This is a genomic window from Cuniculiplasma divulgatum (genome assembly GCA_031200235.1).
Classification (GTDB): Archaea; Thermoplasmatota; Thermoplasmata; order Thermoplasmatales; family Thermoplasmataceae; genus UBA509.
Window position 1 is genome coordinate 442,108 of record CP133595.1, and the last position, 19,907, is coordinate 462,014.

Genomic DNA, 19,907 nt, shown 5'->3' on the forward strand with positions numbered 1-19,907 from the left:
AGAGTGCCCTGCATATGATGTTGAGTGACTGCTGGTATTGTGGGAAGGAGATATCCGGATATGTCTTCAGGATTGCTGGAAATGACTGTGATATAAACTGTGCCAATGAACAGATAACCAGGGCCAAGGATCTTCTGGGCAGATTGAATAGCGAGATCGATTCTTTCGTTGGGTTCGGCCTTGGATTTGAGAAACCCGAGTTTTTCTGGTACGTTTTCGTTGACGATCCGGGAATGCTTCAGTACCTGAAGGATGAATTCAGTGCTGCCCAGCTTGGATTCAGCATATATCCCATTGTCATAGAGATCCCGAATCAGATGGAACCTGAAATGATACCGGCAATACCTGACAAATTCATAATGGGCGGGACATCCATCGGCCATCTGAATGCCTCCACTACCGGGACACTGGGCGGGGTACTCAGGATGGGAGAAAGGAAATATGTTGTTTCAACTGCATCAGTTCTCGCGCCTGCAGGGGCAATGATAGGGGATAAGGTTGTTCACCCTTCCAGGCCGGATTCCCCAAGAAGAGGAGTGATCCTGGGCAGGCTCGTGGTGATCTCCAGGATGGCCCCCAACTCCTCCAACGATCTGGATGCCGCCATAGCCGAAATAGACCCGGAAATACTTACAACTCCCCGCGTCAAGAATATAGGAGTGCCCAGTGAGGCCAGCGAACCACACATAGGAATGAGCGTCAGGAAAAGCGGGAGAACCACCGGATTCACTGAAGGGAAAATACTCTGCACTGATGTCAGGATGAAACGCATTCAGGACGGCAGGCTTTACTATATTAATGATCATTTCATCGTGATGGGCGAGGCGGGCAATTTCGCGGAGCCTGGGGACGAGGGATCACTGGTGATGGATAACAGGAATGCTGTTACAGGAATGGTTGAGCTTGCAATCCATGGGATGGCTGTATGTTCCAGGGGCACGGTCCTGCTTGAAAGGTTTGGCTTTGTTCCCCCTGAATGCTTTGAGCCCTTTGAAGATGAGATGTGATGTTATTCACACCACTACCGGCTTGGAACGGTACCATGGTTAAGAGCAGTAACGCATTATACAATTAACAAAGAGGAATTAAGATGGCAAAGGTCGAAAAGAAAACTGGAAAAACAAGAATAATACTTTTCACGGGAAAGGGGGGCGTTGGAAAGACCAGCGTGGCGGCTTCCACTGCAATGCTACTGGCCTCCAGAGGAAAGAGGACTCTCATAATATCAACGGATCCGGCACACAGCCTTTCTGATGCTTTCGGGGTACAGATAGGGGCCGCTGTTACGGAGATCACACACAACCTGCACGCCCAGGAGATCAGCGTCATAGAGGCCATAAACGACCACTGGGAGAATCTCAAGGGGTACCTGACAGGGCTGTTCAGTTCGCAGGGCTTGGACCCGATTTCTTCTGAAGAGATTGCCACATTACCGGGATTTGATGAGGCTTCGGAGCTTCTTTATGTCAATGACTACATGAAAGAGGGGAAATATGACGTGATCGTCATGGATAGTGCTCCAACCGGAGAGTCGCTGAAGCTATTATCATTCCCGGAAGCAATGTCATGGTATATGGAGAAGCTCTTCCCCATAAGCAGGACCACTGCAAGGATTGTCAGGCCCATAATGAAGCCTTTCTCCAGCATACCGCTTCCGGACGATTCCATTTTCAAGAGCATGGAGGGCCTGTATGAGAGCCTCAGGGAAGTCAGGGGAATTCTTACAGATGAGAGCGTAACATCAATCAGGCTGGTGTGCACTCCAGACAGGATGTCCATGAATGAGACCCGGAGGGCATACACATATCTTCTTCTGTACGGTTATCCTGTTGATGCAGTCATAGTCAACAAGATATTCAGATCCAACACGGGTGACTTCTTCCAGAACTGGAGAAAGTCGCAGGAGGAGATAATGGCGGAAATTGACAATTCATTCCAGGATCTCCATATTTTCAAGCTGTATCTTTCAAAGGATGAACCAACAGGAATGGAACGCCTTTCTGAAATGGGGAATGATCTTTATGGCAATCAGGATCCACTGGAAGTTTTTGCACACAGCATCCCAATAAGCTATGATAAGCATGATAACTTCGTTACGGCTCGCATAAGACTGCCATTTGCCACCAAGGAAAGGCTGAACCTCTATAACAAGGGAGGGGAGCTTGTCATTGAGCTTGATAACTGGAGGAGGGTTTTCTATCTTCCGCAGACACTGGCAAACAAAAACCCCACGGCGGCAGAGTTTAATAACGGTTACCTTCTTATAGACCTGAAGTGAAATGACAGCACAGGAAGATGACTCGAAGGATTTTGTTCTGGAAATAAGGGTCAGGGTTCCAAAGGGGCTTTTGGAGCTTGCCCAGAGGACCCTTAAAGATGCGATGGATGTAGCCGGAGATGTTGCGAAAATTGGCAGGCAGGTTGTGTCTGGGAAATCCAGCGAACCTGAGAAGCCAAAGGTAAAGAAAATGGAAATCAAATGAATTCCATTGCAACATCCTGCCTGGAATATGGTCAGCAGAAGCATTGAGGCGGATCCTCATCATTGCGTGCCAGGGCAGATGCAAAGATCCATTCACTATGCCATAGGAAGTGAATTGAACGCGCCTCAGGCTGGAAATTTTAGATTTATTCTGTCAACAACATTAAATTAGGCTGCAGGATGAATTCACATCAGTGCATTTACATTTTCCATTCCATGGTTTTCACTATAAAGCAGGTAAGTGGAACGATGCTCCGGCCGGGATTTGGACCCGAGTCGAGGGATTGAGAGTCCCTTATGCTTGGCCGTGCTACACCACCGGAGCTTCAAGCCTAATCGTGTCTGATCATTTATTTCTTTTTGTTGCAGGTTAGCCTGGCAGTTAATATCAGAAAGGCCGAGCAAATAAAAATGCGGGTTTTACAGGATTAATTTTGTTATTCTACCTCTACCTCAAGAAAACCCTCATTGTCCCTGATCTTGAATAATCTCAGGCCAAGTTTATCCTTGGGAGCATTGGGAGCAACAAACGGAGGTTCCAGCATATGCCCGGTGCTCAGGTCAAACTTCGCATTATGGCATGGGCATCGTACTGTGAGATCATCTGCATTGTAAACGCCAAGTATGCATTTTGCATGAGAGCATACGGCATCCATTGCGTGATAGCCGTCTTTTCCCCTGGCCACAAAAATAGTGTTGCCGCCGACGCTGACTGAAAAATGGCCGCCTGCATTATCCAGGGCTTTGGTCGAAACAATTCTTTTCCATACCATAGGCGTTCATTATCCGGCGTCATATAAATTTTTCAAGCCAAGCGTTGCATTCTCAGCTCTTTAAAGGAAAATTACTTACTGACTGAAAAGAAACAAGTGGAAAATCTTGAATCATATTGGCCAGAAAACCTTTGCAAGCTCCACAATCACGGCCATGGCAATGCCTATGTATATTATGAGCTTGGGATCAAGAGCAGGACCCTTAATTTCCTCTTCATCAAAGTATCTGATTAAACCTGCTCCAGACTGGAATCCTTCGGATTTCTTGTCTGCCATGTGACCTGAGATCGCATTTCCGATAAATAGTCTTTGCGATCGACGGTCAGCTTAATCAGAATGCCCCATTCATGAATTAGATGGTGTGAGCCTCTCCAGAAACCTTCAGGAGGTCTATCTCATCACATTTTCCAGAAATCAGCGGCAGTACGTTTGCCAGATCCTTCTTTCTCACGGTCACAAAAACATTGCTTCCGCCTGTCACAATATATGTGAGCCAGTTTTCTTTCCGCATCTCATTGACCCACGTCATCAATGCCCGCATCCTTTCGGTTATTACATGAACGCCGACGCTTTCTATGAGGGCATGGTACTCATCTGTGTCATGATGCGCCAGCTCAAATATGCCCTCGATGTCCCTGTCTTCAGCAAGTTTTACCAGGACTTTTCCTTTTTCCCGGGTGGATTCTATCCTCCTGCTGTAATCAGGGCTGTGTACAACATTCTCATGAATCCTGTCAGATGGGTTCCTTGGCACATTGAACCTGCAGCCCACAATAACGTAGTTATTAAATGCCTCTGGATCCAGAATTCTTTCGGTGCTTATTTCCCCTCCATTGACCCAGGTCACTGAAAGGCCACCGTAAAGGCTTCTGGCAGCACTTTCGGAAATTGCCCTGAGATCGGATTCAAGGTCTTTATGCGATACTGTCCCCCCGGACAGACTCTGGATGCCTGCCCCTATGGCTGCTGCACCGGCATCTGAACTTCCGCTGAGGATTTTTCTGTTTGTGGAACTGAATGATAGAGAGATTTCATCATCCGTGATTCCAAACTTCCTGAAGATAAGCGGCGAATATTTGTTCAGGACATGGAATGGCGATCTGTTGGACTGGCTGAACCTGACTGGCTCTCCGTTAATTGATCCCGACGGCTGTCCTTTTGTGGCATAAATTCTGGTGTGCACGTCTATGTCATAATCAAGACCTGTATACGCAAACCCTGCAGAGGTGTGGAGCGGATTTCTGCGTGTGCGATCGCTTATGCCTCCAAGCAGTATTACACCGATGGTGGGATAAGCAACAGATTCTGCGGTTAAGGAAGATATTTCTGATGTCAACCTCCATGTCAGTGGAATCATTATTAAGAATTTTGCCCACAACACCTCCATTGCAGTGATTAGCGAAACTAAATAGAGTTCCATACAATCTATGAGCGATTCTATGCAGTCAAATTCGGAAAAGCAGGAAATTGCGGAATTTGTTGGCATTTCTGATGAGATGGAACTTTTTTCTGATATACCAAAGAAATTCAGGAAGACCGATCTCAAGATCAGCCCGGGAATATCAGAGTATGAGGTGATTTCAATGGCCCTGTCCACAGGCGGATTAAATAGGGGTCCTGACATGATAAACTTCCTGGGGAATGGAATCTATGACCGCGTTGTTCCTTCCACTGTGGATTCAATAATTGGCAGAAGCGAGTTCCTGACAGCATACACCCCATATCAGGCAGAGATGTCACAGGGCGCATTACAGTCCCTGTTTGAATACCAGACCTACATGGCAGAACTCACTGGCATGGACATATCAAACTCTTCAATGTATGATGGCTTCTCAACACTGGGAGAGGCTGTCAGGATGGCACACAGAATCAATGAGAAAAGAGATATCCTCATACCGGCAAACATATACGATGATAAGCTGAAGGTAATCGAAAGCTACCTTTATGGTCTCCCGGTGAGGCTTGTAAGGTACTCAGTGGACAGCAAAAGCGGTTTCATCAACATTGAGGATATCCAGTCCAAGATCACTGATGATACGTCTGCCATAGTTGTGGAGATGCCAAATGCCCTGGGCATAATTGACGAGAACGTCCCGAAAATACAGCAGATCAGGAAAAATGCACTCATAATAGCGTACGTTGACCCGGTATCCCTTGGAATGCTGGCTCCGCCGGGCGATTACGGTGCGGATATAGTGGCTGCAGAGGGCCAGCAGCTTGGAATTCACATGAATTTCGGAGGGCCCACACTTGGAATTCTCAGTTTCAGGAAAGATTATGTGAGAAAGTCACCGGGCCGGATTATAGGTGAAACGGTGGACAGCAATGGGAAAAGGGCTTACGTTATGACCCTGCAGACAAGGGAACAGCATATAAGGAGGGAAAAAGCAACGAGCAACATATGCACAAACCAGGCCCTCATGGCCATTGCCGCAACTGTGTACCTTGGAACTGTTGGCCCTTCGGGACTCAGGAAAATTGCGGAGACAACATACATTAACTCCAGGAAGCTGAAAGAGAAACTTGGCGGACTGAAGATAGCTGAAAAGCAGCAGCTCACCGGAAAACCCTTCTCAGATGTGCTGGTGTCATTCCGGAAAGACGTGAATGGCCTTCAGGAGTTTCTTTCCACCAGGGGCATCAATGGAGGCCTTGCACTATCAAGGTTATCCAGCGGGGCGGCATCAGATGTAAGAAACGGTGCATTCTTCTCCACTACAGAGAAGACCACCGACGGGGCAATTGCAAAGCTGGCAGAAGCACTGGAGGTGTTCTGATGGCATACCACGAGGCAGTGTACGACGAACCCCTGATCTTTGAGTACAGATCCGGAACAACCTACAAGCTTCCGGGCCTTGAGGGAAAACAGAAGATTGATCTTCCGGAAAACCTGCTGAGAAAGGAGTTGAATCTTCCCGAAGTCTCGGAATATGATGTTGTGCGGCACTACACAAGGCTTTCCCAGATGAACTACAGCGTGGATCTTGGAATTTATCCACTGGGGTCATGCACAATGAAGTTCAATCCAAAGTATGCAGACGCCATAGCCTCATCCAGGCAGTTCTCGGAGATGCATCCGCTGCAGCTTCAATCTGAAACACAGGGCGAGCTCAGGATACTCTATGAGCTCCAGGAATACCTCAAGGCCATCTCCGACATGGATGCCGTTACGCTCCAGCCTCTGGCCGGGGCACAGGGAGAGTACACCGGGATACTGATCACCAGGAAATATTTTGAGGTGAAGGGGGAGCTTGACAGCAGAACAGACGTCCTCATTCCTGATTCTGCTCATGGAACCAACCCGGCCTCTGCTGCAATGGCAGGTTTCAACGTCATAGAGATACCGTCCTCAGAGAACGGTACCGTGAATCTTGATGCCCTGAAGGCTGCCCTATCTGAACATACCGCAGCATTCATGATTACAAATCCCAACACCCTTGGAATCTTTGAAGACCACATTGAGGAGATAGCAAAGATGGTTCACGATGCCGGTGCCCTGCTTTACTACGATGGCGCAAATTTCAATGGAATCCTGGGGGTCACATCACCGGGCATAATGGGATTCGACATCGTCCACTTCAACCTCCACAAGACCTTTGCAACCCCGCACGGAAGCGGAGGACCTGGTGCCGGTCCCGTTGGGGTTAAATCACGCCTGAAGGACTTCCTGCCTGTTCCTGTAGTAGGTAAGGAAGGTGACAGGTACTTCCTTGACTACGGTGCAAAACACACCATCGGGAAGGTATCGTCATACACGGGATCATTCATGGTACTTCTCAGGGCATGGGCTTACATCACGTACCACGGATCGGATGGCCTCAGGAGAAACACAGTGAATGCTGTCCTCAACACAAACTACATAAGGAAAAGGCTTGAGGGCAGGTTCAGCATTCCCTACAAGACGCTGAAGAAGCATGAGGTTGTGATATCCACTGAGAATACCGGCATCAGGGCTCTTGATGCAGCCAAGTATCTCATAGATCAGGGTGTGCATGCCCCAACAATCTATTTCCCGCTCATCGTTCATGAGGCAATGATGATTGAACCCACAGAAACCGTATCAAAGCAGGATCTGGACAGGTTTGTGGACGCCCTCATAGAGAGTTCGAAACTCTCCCCTGAAGAATTGAAGAACCACCCCGTGAACCTGCCAGTCAGCAGGCCTGATGAGGTGAAGGCAGCAAGGGACATGAAGGTAAGGTGGGATGGCAGCACCTATGGAAATTGAAGTTGTACATGATCCGGATCATATACGGCAGGCTATCCCTGTTATCCGGTCAGCCTGGGGCATGGACAACATTGAGCAGCTTGTGAAGGACATACTGGCAGCCATGCGCTTCCATGGCGGGCTTGTTTTGCTTGCCAGAGAGGAGGGCAGGGTTGTGGGCATGCACTTCAGCTTTGCCGGCATGAAGAACGGAAAGACATACCTGTATTCCCATATGACCGGTGTGGTTTCGGAAAGGAAATACTCTGGCGTTGGGGAAGCCCTGAAACTCCGGCAGAAGGAATGGGCAATCAGGAACGGGTACGATCTCATTGCGTGGACTTACGATCCGCTTATGTCCCTCAATGCAAATTTCAACGTATACAAGCTCGGAACAATATGCCGGGCATATCTCATGAATTTTTACGGCGAAATGGAAGATGCCCTCAATTTCGGAATTCCAACAGACCGGTTTGTGACAGAATGGTGGATACTGAAGGATCGTTTCCCTGCCAGAAAACCTGAATATTGCATAAACAGTGCCGAAAAGCCAGGAGAATTCCGGAATGGGCCCTATGCCGATGTCATAGGATTCCACATTCCCGAGAATTATGTGGAGATGAAGAGAAACAGCCATGAGGTGGCACTTGAAATCCGGCTTGCAACCAGAATGAAGTTTCAGGAACTTTTTGCTGCCGGCTATTCGGTGACAGATTATGACAGGAAGAACTCCGCATACACCCTTGAGCGAGGAGCGGGGATTGAGGAAAAATACGGAAAAAATATATTTTACTGAAACCGGTGATTCAGATTACCTTGTAGCGTTTCAGCGAGACCTCGAATATCTCGCCGTCTGATCCAAGGGAATTCAGCAGATCATCAAGTTCATTCTGTGATATTGACGCATTCTGCGATGCCGCCAGCAGGTCCTCATACCTGCATCCCCTGCCATCCGTGTCGTTCGCCCTTATGTATTGCAGTATGAAATCCTTTGAGGATTTATGCTCTTCCTTTGCAGCAGGCTGAATCTGGGCTGCAATGGCGGATTCGAAATCCTGCAGATCATAATCCGGATACTTTTCCATGGCCTTCATGGCGGATTCTGCCTCAAGATCGGAGTAGCCGGCGGCCCTGACATCCGCAACCGTTGATCCCGGCCTGTTTCTGGCCATTCTTATGGCATAGATCTTTCTCCTTGCGATATGCAGAGTCTTCATGCGCCAGTAATCCATTGAGACGCTGTCCACCTTTACGGCTATTTCAGGGTTGATATTGAAATAGGTCTTGCCTTCATTCTGGTAGGTACTGACCCTCCCCATGACAAGAACCTGGTCATTTATCTCCAGAGCGTCAACCATGGCCTTCGCCTGCATCCCGAATTCGCTGTTAAATGCAGAGATATAGAAGTTACCTGTCCCATCGGTCACTGTAACACGTGTCATTGATTCATCGGCGTTCTTCTGCGATACCAGCCCGCAGAAAAGGACCCTTCTGATCCTGGTTCCGAGCGGTGTTATGACGTAGGGCTTTGCCCTTTCTTCGTCGGGCCTTTCCTCGAGCTCCCTGGAATCCCTCAGTTCCCTGCCGAAGATCCAGTTGGTGAATTCACGCTTTCTTGCCATCACTGGAAATCAGCCCCCATTCTTGCCTCCAGTTTCTTCATGAAATCTGTGTCCATATAATTCAGCGACGATATGCGCACTGATGTTCCAGACTGATTCCTGGTGACATCACCCTCTATGACCACTGCCCTGCCCAGGAGTTTCTCCTGGAGCCTGGATGACACAAGCCTGCGTGATATTTTATTATTTTCAGGTGCATATTCCTCCTGGGTGAAGCCCAGATGGCTCAGCAGTGCAGTTTTTCCGCCGGTGCACTGTATGCTTCCTGTGCCGTCATCAAGCGTGAAGTATGCGAACAGATCATACACCACCGGAGCTTCTGGATGGTCCGGGCAGTGGATGTCGTCGAGCCTGTTATTGCAAACTGAGCATCTCATCACAAGGCCGCTCTTTGGGCCCAGGCTCACAATGAAGCCGTTTACCGTAACCCCGCCAAGAGGGGTGTTTATATCATGTATGTCGTAGAGCCTCTCCCCAACCTGGAATGATGGCTTTATTTCGGTGATATCAGTCCTGCTTCCCACTGTGATACGAAGCCGGCCGTTGTATTCAGAAACCTTTGCACCCTCCATCCTGATGAAGACCCCTTCCTTCAGTGGCTTCTCAAATGACGATATCCGGATTTTTCCCGTATCGTCGTCAAGATCGCCGTAATACATCATTGTCTTCTTCCCATCACGCTCCAGTTCCTTTTCCCTTACATTGGAAACGCGGCCTTCAACCGTTACGTATGGCTGTGCAGTGGAAAGGTCCTTTATCTTCAACTGGGAATAACTCCTCCTTACATCCATGGTTTCACCCGGATGCATTATGACCTCTGAGCCGGCGTCTATGTAGACCCTGTTTATTCCTTTGTATTCCCTGACGGACGCTTTCTTTATCTCCACGACGTCGCCTATCCTGACAGTTTGCGGGAATATCCACGCAGTGAATGATATAGTTCCGGTATCATCCCCAAGTATCCCATAATAATACACGGATTCGCCACGTTCATTCTTCAGTTCTTTCCGCTGCAGAGATACAATGCTAGCCAGGATGTTCGCATTCTGTGTGCCGGGAGTCAGTTCGGATATTTTCAATCTCTTAACCTGATCGCTCATGCGTACATTCCACTGTGATCCTTGCTTGCTGACTGCCCGATTAGCTTGTTGAGAAGTATTTCAGCATCTTCCTTACTCAGACCAACCTTTGCCACCAGGTAATTCTCTATATCATCCCTGCTCTTCCCCTGGTTTATCATGTCCTGCACCATCATGACCATGCGCTGGGTGACCTCAGCCTGAAACTGCTCCTCAAGCTTGAGCGCCCGTATCATCAGGTATATGGATGAAAGCAGCGTGTTCAGTCCTTCATTGAGTTCAGCCTTGGTCAGGCCCTCCAGCTCAAGATCAACACGGGATACCACTTCTTCATTCATTCCGTCAAGCATGAACTTGACAAGGTCAATCTGCCTGTTCAGGAGAAGCAGGGTCCTGTATATGGCAAGCCTCGGCTGGTTCTCCAGCACAGCAGTCTCGATGCCTGTCCGGAAGAATATCTTAACTGTCTTCTCCTCGAATGAGAGGAACAGTGAAAATGGCACCTTGTCGCTTTCAAGGACCAGGAGTTTATCGAGGTCCCTCACTTTCCATGGAATGTCAACAAGATTTGTTGAGGTTTCATCTCCGCCGGCAAGCCACTGTATTACCTGCCCCTTATCCACTGATGTCATTGGACAAACATAGCTCCTATTCATATATTATTTTTCACAACTTTTATTGAGTTGCCCCAATGGAGTTCGCGGCAAAATGTCAGGCCTGTTCCAGCTGATCATTAATACCATCAGCAAATACGGGAACGAAGCATGTCATCCACCGGCAACAGGACTGGAATAGGCGCTATCCTGACAGCCCGGCTATTCTATTCCGTAAACTGGTACAACGTTTCTCCGGCTCTGGTGCCCATAGGCCATGCCTACGGAATATCACTTGCCGAAACATCCCTCTCCCTGTCACTTTTTCTTGTTGGAGCTGGAATTTTCCAGGTTCCCGCCGGCATAGTGGCATCAAGGATTGGCGCAAGGAAAACGGCGCTCATGGGGCTCTACCTGATGTCAGTCGCCGCCATACTCACGGCAATTTCGCCTTCATTTGAAGTGCTTCTTGCACTCAGATTTGCCGTAGGCGTGGGGGCTGCCATGTTCTTCAGCACTGCCATTGCCCTGCTGAATGATCTTGCAACCGGCAGCCTGACATCCGTCATAGGATACTACAATGCATCTTTCAACCTTGGAGCAGGCATCGGGATCATAGCATTCACGCCCGTTGTGTCATTGCTTGGGTGGAGGTACGATTTCCTCATATCCGGTTCCCTGGAACTTGCATCTGCAATCCTGCTGAACGTCCTCATCAGAGAGGCTGGCGTATACCCGGAGTTTGACTTCTCAGGCCTGAGGAAAAGGCTGATGAACAGGCAGATCTGGATCATAGGCATTGGCCTTGTGGGGCTCTGGTCACTGAATTACACCCTGCCTGAATATTTCAAGGCATTTGCGTCATCTGTGGGAATTGGTTCATTTGCGGCAGGGGCAATGGGGGGGCTTGTTCCCATGGCGGGTGTTGTTGGGGGCACCGTTGCAGGAATGTTCAGGCGGTATAACCCCATAAAACTCTCCATCCTTCTGGTAATAGCAGTCGGAATTTCTGTTGCACTCCTGGGAACTGCCGGCCATGCGGAATACTGGGCGATTGTTGTTGAGGTGGGCGTTATTGCCACGGTCATAATATCACTGGAATACGCAATTGTTGCCTCCATTGAAAAATCCAGCAGGTACATGTCACTGAATATAGGTCTGATCAATTCAATTCAGATTGGTATAGGATCTGTAATCCCGCTTATATTCGGCATCATAGTCCAGGGCTCGGCTGGGTCATACACATATGCCTGGCTGTTCCTCGGACTGTTCTCAATCTCAACGCTGGTCTTTCTCGCAGGGCTTGGAAGGAATACGCGGATTGCACTTGCCTGAATCAAATCCTCCGGCACAGGGCGGAAGCGAACATTCCGGATGAGACGCAAATTAAGAAATGCGATGCTTCACTTGAGCATTGATGGAAGTCAGCGATGAACTGGGATACCTGTGCAGGATAGTGGATGATTCAAAGGTCCCCACAGGATTGACAAATAAAGGTTTCACAGCCTTTGCGTCAAAGGTTCTGGGGTTGCCGGAGGTAAGCATAATGGAATCCATAAAAACAGCAGGCATAATTTCAGATGCGGAACCTGAAGTCCCGTTTCGGCCCCTTGGTGTCTTCAATTTCAATCCTGAGCCAGAAAAACTGGAAAAGATGATCTCCGGCATGCTGAATATAATAACTGGAGACGATCTTGCCAGAAATTTCCTCATCCTTTTCATGGCACGTTACAGGTTTTCTGTTGCTCTCCTTGAGACCATTATTGAAACCCATGGCACCATGCTCAGGATCACCTCTGAAAATTGTGCCTACGCTGTCATGACTTCAGATTTTTTTCTGCAGGCGGAGGCTGTTAACAGATGGGCAATCCAGCAGAAGGCTGCCTTGAGATCAACCAACCCTGGCAGCATGGGCCAGTTGCTTTCAATGGACTGGTTCCTGAGCATAATCAAGGTTCTCAGGGATGAGGATTCCGGTTCATTTCATGGCATTATGGAGACAATAATCGCATCCATGGATGAGAATTCACTTGATGAGCTTCTTTCCTCAATATCCAGTGGCATTCTACCAGTACTGGCCACCCAGAATGAACTCCTGTACAGGGATGAGCGAATACGCCAGGCATTCCTTGAGCGAAGTATAAGGCATAATGAATCCATAAGACTCAAGAGATTCTATTACTGGCTCGGCATTGCCAACGATCTTTCACTTGGGCTTGAGTTTGTAATAGGCAGTATCGAGTTTTTCCCAAATAATGTCTTTGCCGGAGCAAATGATGTGCTTGGAGTCTACCTTTTCATCACAGGCAGCTCGCAGCTGGTGGCAAGGTCACTGATCCAGATAGTGATGCAGTTTCATCTGAGGCGTAGCAGGAAAAAGAGCAGAAGAAGGGTTTCGGAATTAATGCGTGCAAATGAATGAATACTTCCCTGCATATGAGTGGCGGGCTTAATGTACTCAGATGTGATGACTGTGACATGAAGGTAGCAGTTGTTGAAACCAATCTGATTGTTGAGGGTCCGGGAGAAGGGCAGACAGTCCAGATTTATGAGACAGAGCCTGCGCCGAGGGTTGTTGAGGAGTACCAGAATCCTGCGCTTACGGCGACCACCACCAGGGGCATCTGGATGCTGAAGTCAGCAATGGAGAAAGGGGCAACCGCCATTGTGGTAGCTGAAGCTGGATCGCCGGCATTCAATTTTACAAAGGGTAAGGCAGTCCTCTATTCTGGAGCAGGAATGCACGTTGATACGGCAATCAAAGCACTTGTGGACGGAAAACTCCCGAAAATGGATGGCCCGACCCATGAGCATGGACACGGCCACGATAACCGTATGCATTGAGAATATCAGCTCTGCATCTCAGGCAGTTTAGAAACAGGTATGCAACCATATATGGCCTGCACTGCAAAATCTTGCTGCTATGAGAACAATTAAGTGTACTGGAGCCGTTATGGCCTGTGTATGCCAGTGATCCGTATCAACGATAATATTTCCCTCAGATTCCCTGCCGGAGTGAGATTAATGCGCAGGGATGATGTGGGAAAACCTTTCTTCACAAGGGATAGCAAGATGAGGGCATACAGCATGAAATATTTTTATGAATGGAGCACTGAGCCTGATACCCTGGTTCTCGTGGTGGAGGGGAATGGAAATGTTCTCACGGGAATCGTGGTATTAAGGTTCGTCCCTGACAAAAACAATCCCCGGAGCATTGTGGTGGAGATGCTTTCTAGGAACCAGCTTCAAGGAATGCATAATTCAGGCGTTGGTGCTGAAATGATTCGTATTGTTGAGGATTATATAACAAAGCCGCTGGGTTGCTCTGAAATAGTTATTGAAGCTGTTGAGGACCTTACTGATTATTATTCCTCACTGGGATACTCCAGCACGGGAAAAGAGGAATACGATGATTTCTGGGGAAAAGTTGTGTACATGAAAAAGATTGTCAGTCAGGAATAGAAATTTTAGAGGTTTTCTTTGATTATTGCAATAGTGTCGGCGGCCTGATATTATGGTACCAGGACTGCCCTGCCCATTATACGCCCATTCTTCAGTTCCGAGAGAACTTCATTCGCTTCAGAAAGCCCTCTCCTGTGAACCATGGATTTCAGGCCTGATCCGGCTGCCATGTTCAGAACTGCCCTTGTTTCCTTCCTGAGTCCGCTGGCGACGCTGGTTATGTTCTTCTCCCAGGTAAAGCTGGAGAATGGTACCTCGATCTTGTCCATCACTGCCGGAATCACTACTGTCTTTCCGCTGCGGACGGATGATACGGCATCGTTAACAAGGGATGAGCTTGGAGCAAACACTATTGAGCCATCATACAGGCCCGAGGGCTTTTCAACTATTTCAGATGCTCCTGCTTCTTCGGCCACTTTCGCATGGGACCTTGTCACCGCCACTGCCTTGGCTCCCATTGCCTCTATCATCTGGATAGCGTAAAATGCAAGACCTCCTACTCCAAAAACCGCTATCCTGTCATTCACGGACGGGTTAATCTTCCTGACTGCTGAATATGCCGTTATCCCTGCGCAGAAGAGTGGTGCTGCCTCAATATTCCCTATGCTGTCCGGGATAGGAGTCACATAGTTGGCGTCCAGAACCGCATATTCCGCATACCCGCCTTTCACGTTTATGCCGGAAACCAGGGCGTTCGGGCAGAGATTTTCGTGGCCAGATATGCACTGATCGCATTTGCCGCACGCATTGTAGAACCAGCCGATACCGACCCTCGTGCCCTTCTCGATCCCGCTCTTGGATTCCACAACCTCTCCAACGATCTCATGCCCGGGAATGAGCGGAAAGAGACTCGCGGGAAGTGGAAAATCACCCTCAACTATGTGCAGATCACTGTGACATACCCCATTTGCCAGCACCTTGACAAGAATCTGCCCATTTACAATCTCCTCGCTCTCCACACTTGTGTACTTGAGCGGTTTCTTTTCTATCTTTTCCTGCTTCGAGAGAACCATTGCCTTCATACATAAACATTCGGTCATCTGACTTAAACGTTTTTTACCCGTGAATCTTGGAATGACCAGTGATATTTCAGAATCATACAATGAGAATTAGGAAACCTTGCCGTGGCCATATTACTGAAGCAACAGTCATCACAAAGCAGGCCAATACCATCTACAGAAGGTTAAAATACATATATGAATGACCTCCAAGGAATAAAATGGATTACGATGCAGTTATAGTTGGAGCAGGAACTGCAGGCCTCTCTGCCGGTGCTTCACTTGAGAGAGCCGGAAAGAGTTATATAATTCTTGACAGGAAGGAAGAAATTGGACTTCCCGTGAGATCAACTGGAGCTGTATCGCTTGAATGGGTCAATAGAATAGGAATGCCCACCAGCAGTTCCATCGTGGCCTCTGAAATAATGGCCATGGACTTCAGGACCGACCTTGGAAGACACATTCCCCTGAAGTTTGACAGACCGGTGGGACTTGTTTATGATTTTACAAGGTATGAGAAATATCTTTCAGATGAATTCGCAGGTAAGCTCAATATTAAGTTGCACACACTGGTGAAATCAATCGACGGCAATACCGTCACAACGGATAGCGGCAGCATAACTGCAGAAAGCATAATCATGGCTGCAGGTCCCCAGTCAGCTTTCGGAAAGAAGCTGGACCGGAATAACGTACTTGTAGCCTATGAGGAAATAAGGGAGCTGCCCAGGAGAGATGATTTCCAGATGATACTCTGGTTCAGTGATATGGCACCTGGTGGATATTTCTGGGACTTCGCAAATACCGATGATACGAGAAAGGTGGGGGTCTGCTTCTACCCCGTAAATTCACAGCAACCCAAAGCTGTCCTTGACAGGTTCACTGAAAAGTTTCCGGAGATCAGGGGAAGGATGCTCCACACCATGGCTCATCAGATTCCCCTATCCAGACCTGCTGACTCAGTTGTTTCACAGAACAGGCTTTATACTGGCGATATGGTGAATGCGGTCCTCAACACAACTGCCGGAGGCCTCCAGGGAGCCTTCTGGTCCGGAAAAGCTGCGGGAGAGGCCGTAGCTGCGGGAGATATAAGCAGGTACCAGGCAACCTGGGACAGCGAGATAAAACCATGGCTGATGAAACACCATGTACTGCACAGGAGAATACATAAGAATGGCGCAAAATCAGTAAACAGGTACATAACCCTGGCAAAGTTGATGCCGAAGTCTGTCAAGAAGCAGGTTTTTGGCGGGTTATGATCATAACTCATCTCCTGAAAGACTGTGGGCAATCCTTCGCATAGATTTAAAATTCATCTGTCTATTATCCCATCGTGCCGCTGTAGCTCAGCAGGTAGAGCAGCTGATTCGTAATCAGCAGGTCGGGGGTTCAAATCCCTCCAGCGGCTTGCTTACATAATACTGAGTTTTTGACATATTGAATGGGTTATTTTTGTTGTGTTTGAAATTTTTACTTTCCTGTAAATTTTCACCTACTTGATAATGTATTTTTCCTTTAGTTTCAATAATTTTCCGCATATCCTGTATCATATATTTTCTATTTTCTCCTACCTGATTATACTGAAGTTTTCGCAAAAACACATGTTTAAGCGAGACCTTTTCAACCTCAACTCTTCAGAAAAGTAGGCACATGTTCCGGCTTGATGCCAAGTGATTCCAGAATTTCCTTCTGCTTCCTGGTTATCTCTGTTGTGATCTCCTTTCCGCCATTCAATATTACCTTCCTGAGCTTGTGTAGTTCCAGTAGCATCTTCTCAATGGAGTATTTCTTCAGCAGGCCTGATGATCTCATGTATTCCAGAATCCTGAACCTGATGGCAATTGCAATGAGATTCACGAACATCTCCCCTCTCAATGCCTCCATGCCGTGAATCCTCAACGGTTCTCCTCCAGTGAATGTCCTGGATGACATGAATAGCGTTTCTACAGCATTCCTCCTACGATATCCTGAAAGGACAAATTACGCATTATGGTCACCGATGAACGTTATTACTGTGATGTTGTATCTGCTCAACCTCTGTGACACGGCAGTATCCCTTATCCACAATTGGAATCTCAGCTTTTAAACACATTATAAACCAATGAAGCACTTTATCCTAGTTACAAAAGAGATGAAATCAATGTCGATTCAAATCACGGAGAAGGGAGCAAATATTTATAAAATGTAGATATGTATGTGTATATACATATGTCTACTAAAAACATTGCACTCAGAGAAGACGTATACAAAAAATTGAAAGAGGTAAAAGGGCCAGACGAGAGCTTTAGTGATGCAATAGAAGGGTTATTGAAAAGGAATGTAAGTCTCTTGCCTCTTTGGAGTTCATTATCTGAATCCGAGGCACTTGACCTCATTGAGACCGACTTAAAGGCAATTAGAAATGGAGCCAAGATTAGAGTATGATTATTTTCGACACTTCCGCCATAATAGATTTCCTAAAAGGTGGAGTGAAAACCAGGTCTATTGTGGAGGAAATAGAGAGTAATCGAGAGAGTGTATACACTACAGTAATTTCCCAATATGAACTACTTACCCCAGTATATCATAAGGGAATGAAAGGTGAGGAAAGGAATATTAGGGCTTTTCTCAGACGATCTATTGTATTTCCACTTGATCAGAATTCTGCCGAAGAGGCATCTCGCATAATGGGAAGTCTGTTTAAGCTTGGTCTTCCAATTAATGCACTTGATACCCTGATAGCTGGCATTGCGATCGAAACAGGAACAGATAAGATAGCTACACTTGATCGAGATTTTATACAGATTGCAAAGGTAACCGACCTTGACATGATAATCATATGAAACTTCAACTGGAGTAGCTTGATATATTATCACTAAATCCTGAATCTGAACCTTTCAGGAAATAGAAAATTTGCAAATAAATCAATTTCTTTTCTCTAAAAACGCATATGTTTGTAATTCGTAATCAGCACGTCGGGGGTTCAAATGCGTCCAGCGGCTTCCTTCTCATGGCTTTTTTCATAGAATGCCATGATCTTGTTATGTTTAACCACAGTTCGAGTCCGCCAGCAGTGAAGTACATGGAACCGAAATAGTTAATAAACAACATTACAATTACGTAATTGTAATGACCAAAGAGACGATCCAGATCAGAATTGATGAAGAGACCTCTAAGTTAGTTAATCAAATGCTCAGATCAGGTCTTTTCAGGACAAAGAGTGATGCTCTCAGGTATATTTTATCCGCAGGAATAATTGCTGCTGCGAAATTTCCAGAGGTCTCCGAGAAAGTTGAGAGACTTAAGTCCATGGAGAAAACTACTGGAAGATCACCCATCGAATTGTCAGGGAGCCTCAAAGACCTTCTGGTTAATAGGGACAGATTCAATTGAAATATATTGACACTAGTGTAATTGTCTCTGCCCTTGATCCGGCGGATCCATCCTCCATTAGTTCGAACGAAGTCCTCCAGAAGCAGGAAAAGGTAGTTTCAGAGCTAGTGATCACTGAACTAAGCTCAGTTCTGTCAAGAAATAAGAATTTTGTGACTCTCATGGATGAACTTTCTGGAGACAGGGCATCCAGTTCTTACGCCATGATTCTATATATTCTCAAGAAGTTTGATCTTCTGTTTCTTCCGGTTCAACAAATTCAGGTTGAAATGCCTATTGGGAATTACGGAAACATCATGTCGTTCGCCGTTGAACTCTCAAGAGATATTCCAATGAGGACACTGGATTTACTTCATCTCTCTTACGCACACGCAATGATGGAGTCAACAAAAGCGGATATTGAATTGATAACTAGAGACAGGGAATTCGAAATTTACAAATCAGAGATATACAGTGCCGCAGGAATCAAAGTAATGTATTTCGCATGATTCAGTGACATCCTCCCCGCCCTATGGGACGGGGCTTCCTGCTTCTGCGATCTGAGTTGCCCTTTCGGGTAGTGCCCTGATCTCCACAGGCGTAACTTCGGGAGTGCCCCTCCCTACTTTCTCTAATGCCCGATTGTGGATGTTGATTGCAGCATTGAGATCCCTGTCGATTTCAAAACCGCAATGATCACATCTGAAGACTCTCGTTGAGAGTTTCAGTTCCTGCTCCCTGTATCCACAGTTTGAACATTCTCTTGATGTGCTTCGTGGATCCACAAGTACTACTTCCTTACCGGCACTCTCAGTCTTGTATGTAGTGTATTGTACCAGTTTATTCCATGAAGCATCAGCTATGCTTTTTGCTAAATGATGATTCTTCATCATTCCTGTTATGTTCAGATCCTCGAAAACGATGAGATCATTGTTTTGCACCATCTGATTTGACAGCTTGTGTGCAAAATCCTCTCTCTGGTTCTTCACCTTTTGATGCTGCTTTGAGAGGCTGATCTTTGCCTTCTCTTGGTTGTTTGATCCCTTCTTCTTGTGTGACAGGTTCCTCTGTGCCTTTTTGATCCTTTTCTCTCCCTTCTTCAGAAATTTTGGAGGATCAACCACAGTTCCGTCACTCATTGTTGCCAGATGCAGGAGGCCGGCATCAATGCCGATGCTGTTGCCAGTCTTCTCTGGCTGAATGGTAACACTCTCCTGCTTCACGGAGAATGGTGCATACCATTTCCCTGATCCGTCATGTGAGATGTTGAGTGTTCTGGTCTCACCTTCAATCTCACGGTGCATGAACTTTCTTATTGTCCCGATCTTTGAAAGCCTCAGATG

At 47.1% G+C, this 19,907-nt stretch carries 24 protein-coding genes and 2 tRNA genes; 16 read left to right on the top strand and 10 right to left on the bottom strand.

The annotated features are described in order from the left end of the window. The first annotated feature begins 14 nt into the window (after positions 1-14). From RE469_02370 to RE469_02380, 3 genes are all read left to right on the top strand, one after another. Positions 15-1,007 carry a trypsin-like serine protease gene (locus tag RE469_02370; protein ID WMT45053.1) on the top strand — a complete coding sequence of 331 codons (993 nt, stop codon included), beginning with the start codon at positions 15-17 and terminating at the stop codon, positions 1,005-1,007. 83 nt (positions 1,008-1,090) lie between these two features. After that, positions 1,091-2,278 (top strand): ArsA family ATPase, encoded by a 1,188-nt coding sequence (locus RE469_02375; protein WMT45054.1) that lies wholly within the window; start codon positions 1,091-1,093, stop codon positions 2,276-2,278. Position 2,279: 1 nt separating this feature from the next. Continuing rightward, entirely contained in the window at positions 2,280-2,483 is a 204-nt protein-coding gene (locus tag RE469_02380) for a hypothetical protein (GenBank protein ID WMT45055.1), read from the top strand. Between the two features lie 249 nt (positions 2,484-2,732). On the opposite strand, the gene RE469_02385 is transcribed toward RE469_02380, so the two are convergent. The 4 genes from RE469_02385 to RE469_02400 form a co-directional block, all read right to left on the bottom strand. After that, positions 2,733-2,807: transfer RNA gene (locus tag RE469_02385), tRNA-Glu, on the bottom strand. Positions 2,808-2,919: 112 nt separating this feature from the next. Further along, on the bottom strand, positions 2,920-3,255 hold the full coding sequence (locus RE469_02390) for a Rieske (2Fe-2S) protein (GenBank protein WMT45056.1): 336 nt from the start codon (positions 3,253-3,255) through the stop codon (positions 2,920-2,922). Positions 3,256-3,366: 111 nt separating this feature from the next. Next, on the bottom strand, positions 3,367-3,531 hold the full coding sequence (locus tag RE469_02395) for a preprotein translocase subunit Sec61beta (GenBank protein ID WMT45057.1): 165 nt from the start codon (positions 3,529-3,531) through the stop codon (positions 3,367-3,369). Positions 3,532-3,607: 76 nt separating this feature from the next. Continuing rightward, on the bottom strand, positions 3,608-4,591 hold the full coding sequence (locus RE469_02400; GenBank protein WMT45058.1) for a diphosphomevalonate decarboxylase: 984 nt from the start codon (positions 4,589-4,591) through the stop codon (positions 3,608-3,610). Positions 4,592-4,694: 103 nt separating this feature from the next. On the opposite strand from RE469_02400, the gene gcvPA reads away from it, so the two are divergent. Genes gcvPA through RE469_02415 form a run of 3 tightly spaced genes read left to right on the top strand, consistent with a single transcriptional unit; the run spans position 4,695 to position 8,258 of the window. Further along, positions 4,695-6,032: an aminomethyl-transferring glycine dehydrogenase subunit GcvPA gene (gcvPA, locus tag RE469_02405; protein WMT45059.1), complete on the top strand. Its 1,338-nt coding sequence runs from the start codon at positions 4,695-4,697 to the stop codon at positions 6,030-6,032. Further along, on the top strand, positions 6,032-7,483 hold the full coding sequence (gene gcvPB, locus RE469_02410) for an aminomethyl-transferring glycine dehydrogenase subunit GcvPB (protein WMT45060.1): 1,452 nt from the start codon (positions 6,032-6,034) through the stop codon (positions 7,481-7,483). Before gcvPA ends, gcvPB begins: the two co-directional genes overlap by 1 nt. After that, positions 7,473-8,258, top strand: coding sequence for a hypothetical protein (locus RE469_02415; GenBank protein WMT45061.1), 786 nt, complete (start codon positions 7,473-7,475; stop codon positions 8,256-8,258). Before gcvPB ends, RE469_02415 begins: the two co-directional genes overlap by 11 nt. 10 nt (positions 8,259-8,268) lie before the next feature. Here RE469_02415 and RE469_02420 read toward each other — a convergent pair whose 3' ends face one another. The 3 genes from RE469_02420 to RE469_02430 are packed head-to-tail and all read right to left on the bottom strand — an operon-like array spanning position 8,269 to position 10,795. Next, positions 8,269-9,084 carry an OB-fold nucleic acid binding domain-containing protein gene (locus RE469_02420; GenBank protein ID WMT45062.1) on the bottom strand — a complete coding sequence of 272 codons (816 nt, stop codon included), beginning with the start codon at positions 9,082-9,084 and terminating at the stop codon, positions 8,269-8,271. Next, the gene (locus RE469_02425; protein WMT45063.1) at positions 9,084-10,184 is read right to left on the bottom strand and encodes an OB-fold nucleic acid binding domain-containing protein; all 1,101 of its coding nucleotides are present in this window, start codon (positions 10,182-10,184) and stop codon (positions 9,084-9,086) included. The genes RE469_02420 and RE469_02425 overlap by 1 nt, the downstream gene beginning before the upstream one ends. Then, entirely contained in the window at positions 10,181-10,795 is a 615-nt protein-coding gene (locus tag RE469_02430) for a hypothetical protein (GenBank protein WMT45064.1), read from the bottom strand. Before RE469_02430 ends, RE469_02425 begins: the two co-directional genes overlap by 4 nt. 132 nt (positions 10,796-10,927) lie before the next feature. Between RE469_02430 and RE469_02435 the strand changes: the two genes are divergently transcribed. From RE469_02435 to RE469_02450, 4 genes are all read left to right on the top strand, one after another. After that, positions 10,928-12,091, top strand: a complete 1,164-nt coding sequence (locus tag RE469_02435; protein WMT45065.1) for an MFS transporter — start codon at positions 10,928-10,930, stop codon at positions 12,089-12,091. Positions 12,092-12,173: 82 nt separating this feature from the next. Further along, positions 12,174-13,178 carry a YrhK family protein gene (locus tag RE469_02440; protein WMT45066.1) on the top strand — a complete coding sequence of 335 codons (1,005 nt, stop codon included), beginning with the start codon at positions 12,174-12,176 and terminating at the stop codon, positions 13,176-13,178. A 56-nt stretch (positions 13,179-13,234) separates the two neighbouring features. Next, complete coding sequence (locus RE469_02445; GenBank protein WMT45067.1) at positions 13,235-13,600, top strand: diguanylate cyclase; 366 nt, start codon at positions 13,235-13,237, stop codon at positions 13,598-13,600. Between the two features lie 120 nt (positions 13,601-13,720). Continuing rightward, on the top strand, positions 13,721-14,218 hold the full coding sequence (locus RE469_02450) for a GNAT family N-acetyltransferase (protein ID WMT45068.1): 498 nt from the start codon (positions 13,721-13,723) through the stop codon (positions 14,216-14,218). Between the two features lie 50 nt (positions 14,219-14,268). Here the strand turns inward: RE469_02450 and RE469_02455 are convergent, their stop codons facing one another. Further along, entirely contained in the window at positions 14,269-15,240 is a 972-nt protein-coding gene (locus RE469_02455; GenBank protein ID WMT45069.1) for an alcohol dehydrogenase catalytic domain-containing protein, read from the bottom strand. A gap of 197 nt (positions 15,241-15,437) precedes the next feature. On the opposite strand from RE469_02455, the gene RE469_02460 reads away from it, so the two are divergent. Together RE469_02460 and RE469_02465 are read left to right on the top strand one after the other, a co-directional pair. Further along, complete coding sequence (locus tag RE469_02460) at positions 15,438-16,472, top strand: NAD(P)/FAD-dependent oxidoreductase (protein WMT45070.1); 1,035 nt, start codon at positions 15,438-15,440, stop codon at positions 16,470-16,472. Between the two features lie 76 nt (positions 16,473-16,548). Continuing rightward, positions 16,549-16,621: transfer RNA gene (locus RE469_02465), tRNA-Thr, on the top strand. Between the two features lie 218 nt (positions 16,622-16,839). On the opposite strand, the gene RE469_02470 is transcribed toward RE469_02465, so the two are convergent. Next, on the bottom strand, positions 16,840-17,145 hold the full coding sequence (locus tag RE469_02470) for a hypothetical protein (GenBank protein WMT45071.1): 306 nt from the start codon (positions 17,143-17,145) through the stop codon (positions 16,840-16,842). A gap of 276 nt (positions 17,146-17,421) precedes the next feature. On the opposite strand from RE469_02470, the gene RE469_02475 reads away from it, so the two are divergent. From RE469_02475 to RE469_02490, 4 genes are all read left to right on the top strand, one after another. After that, entirely contained in the window at positions 17,422-17,637 is a 216-nt protein-coding gene (locus RE469_02475) for an antitoxin VapB family protein (protein WMT45072.1), read from the top strand. Next, a complete protein-coding gene (locus RE469_02480) occupies positions 17,634-18,035 on the top strand; it encodes a type II toxin-antitoxin system VapC family toxin (protein WMT45073.1) in 402 nt (133 codons plus the stop codon). Before RE469_02475 ends, RE469_02480 begins: the two co-directional genes overlap by 4 nt. A 286-nt stretch (positions 18,036-18,321) precedes the next feature. Continuing rightward, positions 18,322-18,585, top strand: a complete 264-nt coding sequence (locus tag RE469_02485) for a hypothetical protein (GenBank protein ID WMT45074.1) — start codon at positions 18,322-18,324, stop codon at positions 18,583-18,585. After that, positions 18,582-19,073 (top strand): PIN domain-containing protein, encoded by a 492-nt coding sequence (locus RE469_02490; protein WMT45075.1) that lies wholly within the window; start codon positions 18,582-18,584, stop codon positions 19,071-19,073. Before RE469_02485 ends, RE469_02490 begins: the two co-directional genes overlap by 4 nt. A 21-nt stretch (positions 19,074-19,094) precedes the next feature. Here the strand turns inward: RE469_02490 and RE469_02495 are convergent, their stop codons facing one another. Then, entirely contained in the window at positions 19,095-19,904 is an 810-nt protein-coding gene (locus tag RE469_02495; protein WMT45669.1) for a transposase, read from the bottom strand. Positions 19,905-19,907 lie beyond the last annotated feature (3 nt).

Excerpts from the sequence above, each read along its gene's own strand:
- RE469_02380 (WMT45055.1), top strand. The coding sequence starts at position 2,280 with ATGACAGCACAGGAAGATGACTCGAAGGATTTTGTTCTGGAAATAAGG.
- gcvPB (WMT45060.1), top strand. The coding sequence starts at position 6,032 with ATGGCATACCACGAGGCAGTGTACGACGAACCCCTGATCTTTGAGTAC.
- RE469_02375 (WMT45054.1), top strand. The coding sequence starts at position 1,091 with ATGGCAAAGGTCGAAAAGAAAACTGGAAAAACAAGAATAATACTTTTC.
- RE469_02470 (WMT45071.1), bottom strand. The coding sequence starts at position 17,145 with ATGTCATCCAGGACATTCACTGGAGGAGAACCGTTGAGGATTCACGGC.
- RE469_02420 (WMT45062.1), bottom strand. The coding sequence starts at position 9,084 with ATGGCAAGAAAGCGTGAATTCACCAACTGGATCTTCGGCAGGGAACTG.
- RE469_02450 (WMT45068.1), top strand. The coding sequence starts at position 13,721 with ATGCCAGTGATCCGTATCAACGATAATATTTCCCTCAGATTCCCTGCC.
- RE469_02480 (WMT45073.1), top strand. The coding sequence starts at position 17,634 with ATGATTATTTTCGACACTTCCGCCATAATAGATTTCCTAAAAGGTGGA.
- RE469_02485 (WMT45074.1), top strand. The coding sequence starts at position 18,322 with ATGACCAAAGAGACGATCCAGATCAGAATTGATGAAGAGACCTCTAAG.
- RE469_02425 (WMT45063.1), bottom strand. The coding sequence starts at position 10,184 with ATGAGCGATCAGGTTAAGAGATTGAAAATATCCGAACTGACTCCCGGC.
- RE469_02440 (WMT45066.1), top strand. The coding sequence starts at position 12,174 with ATGGAAGTCAGCGATGAACTGGGATACCTGTGCAGGATAGTGGATGAT.
- RE469_02370 (WMT45053.1), top strand. The coding sequence starts at position 15 with ATGATGTTGAGTGACTGCTGGTATTGTGGGAAGGAGATATCCGGATAT.
- gcvPA (WMT45059.1), top strand. The coding sequence starts at position 4,695 with ATGCAGTCAAATTCGGAAAAGCAGGAAATTGCGGAATTTGTTGGCATT.
- RE469_02390 (WMT45056.1), bottom strand. The coding sequence starts at position 3,255 with ATGGTATGGAAAAGAATTGTTTCGACCAAAGCCCTGGATAATGCAGGC.
- RE469_02445 (WMT45067.1), top strand. The coding sequence starts at position 13,235 with ATGAAGGTAGCAGTTGTTGAAACCAATCTGATTGTTGAGGGTCCGGGA.
- RE469_02460 (WMT45070.1), top strand. The coding sequence starts at position 15,438 with ATGGATTACGATGCAGTTATAGTTGGAGCAGGAACTGCAGGCCTCTCT.
- RE469_02475 (WMT45072.1), top strand. The coding sequence starts at position 17,422 with ATGTCTACTAAAAACATTGCACTCAGAGAAGACGTATACAAAAAATTG.
- RE469_02430 (WMT45064.1), bottom strand. The coding sequence starts at position 10,795 with ATGACATCAGTGGATAAGGGGCAGGTAATACAGTGGCTTGCCGGCGGA.
- RE469_02395 (WMT45057.1), bottom strand. The coding sequence starts at position 3,531 with ATGGCAGACAAGAAATCCGAAGGATTCCAGTCTGGAGCAGGTTTAATC.
- RE469_02455 (WMT45069.1), bottom strand. The coding sequence starts at position 15,240 with ATGAAGGCAATGGTTCTCTCGAAGCAGGAAAAGATAGAAAAGAAACCG.
- RE469_02415 (WMT45061.1), top strand. The coding sequence starts at position 7,473 with ATGGAAATTGAAGTTGTACATGATCCGGATCATATACGGCAGGCTATC.
- RE469_02435 (WMT45065.1), top strand. The coding sequence starts at position 10,928 with ATGTCATCCACCGGCAACAGGACTGGAATAGGCGCTATCCTGACAGCC.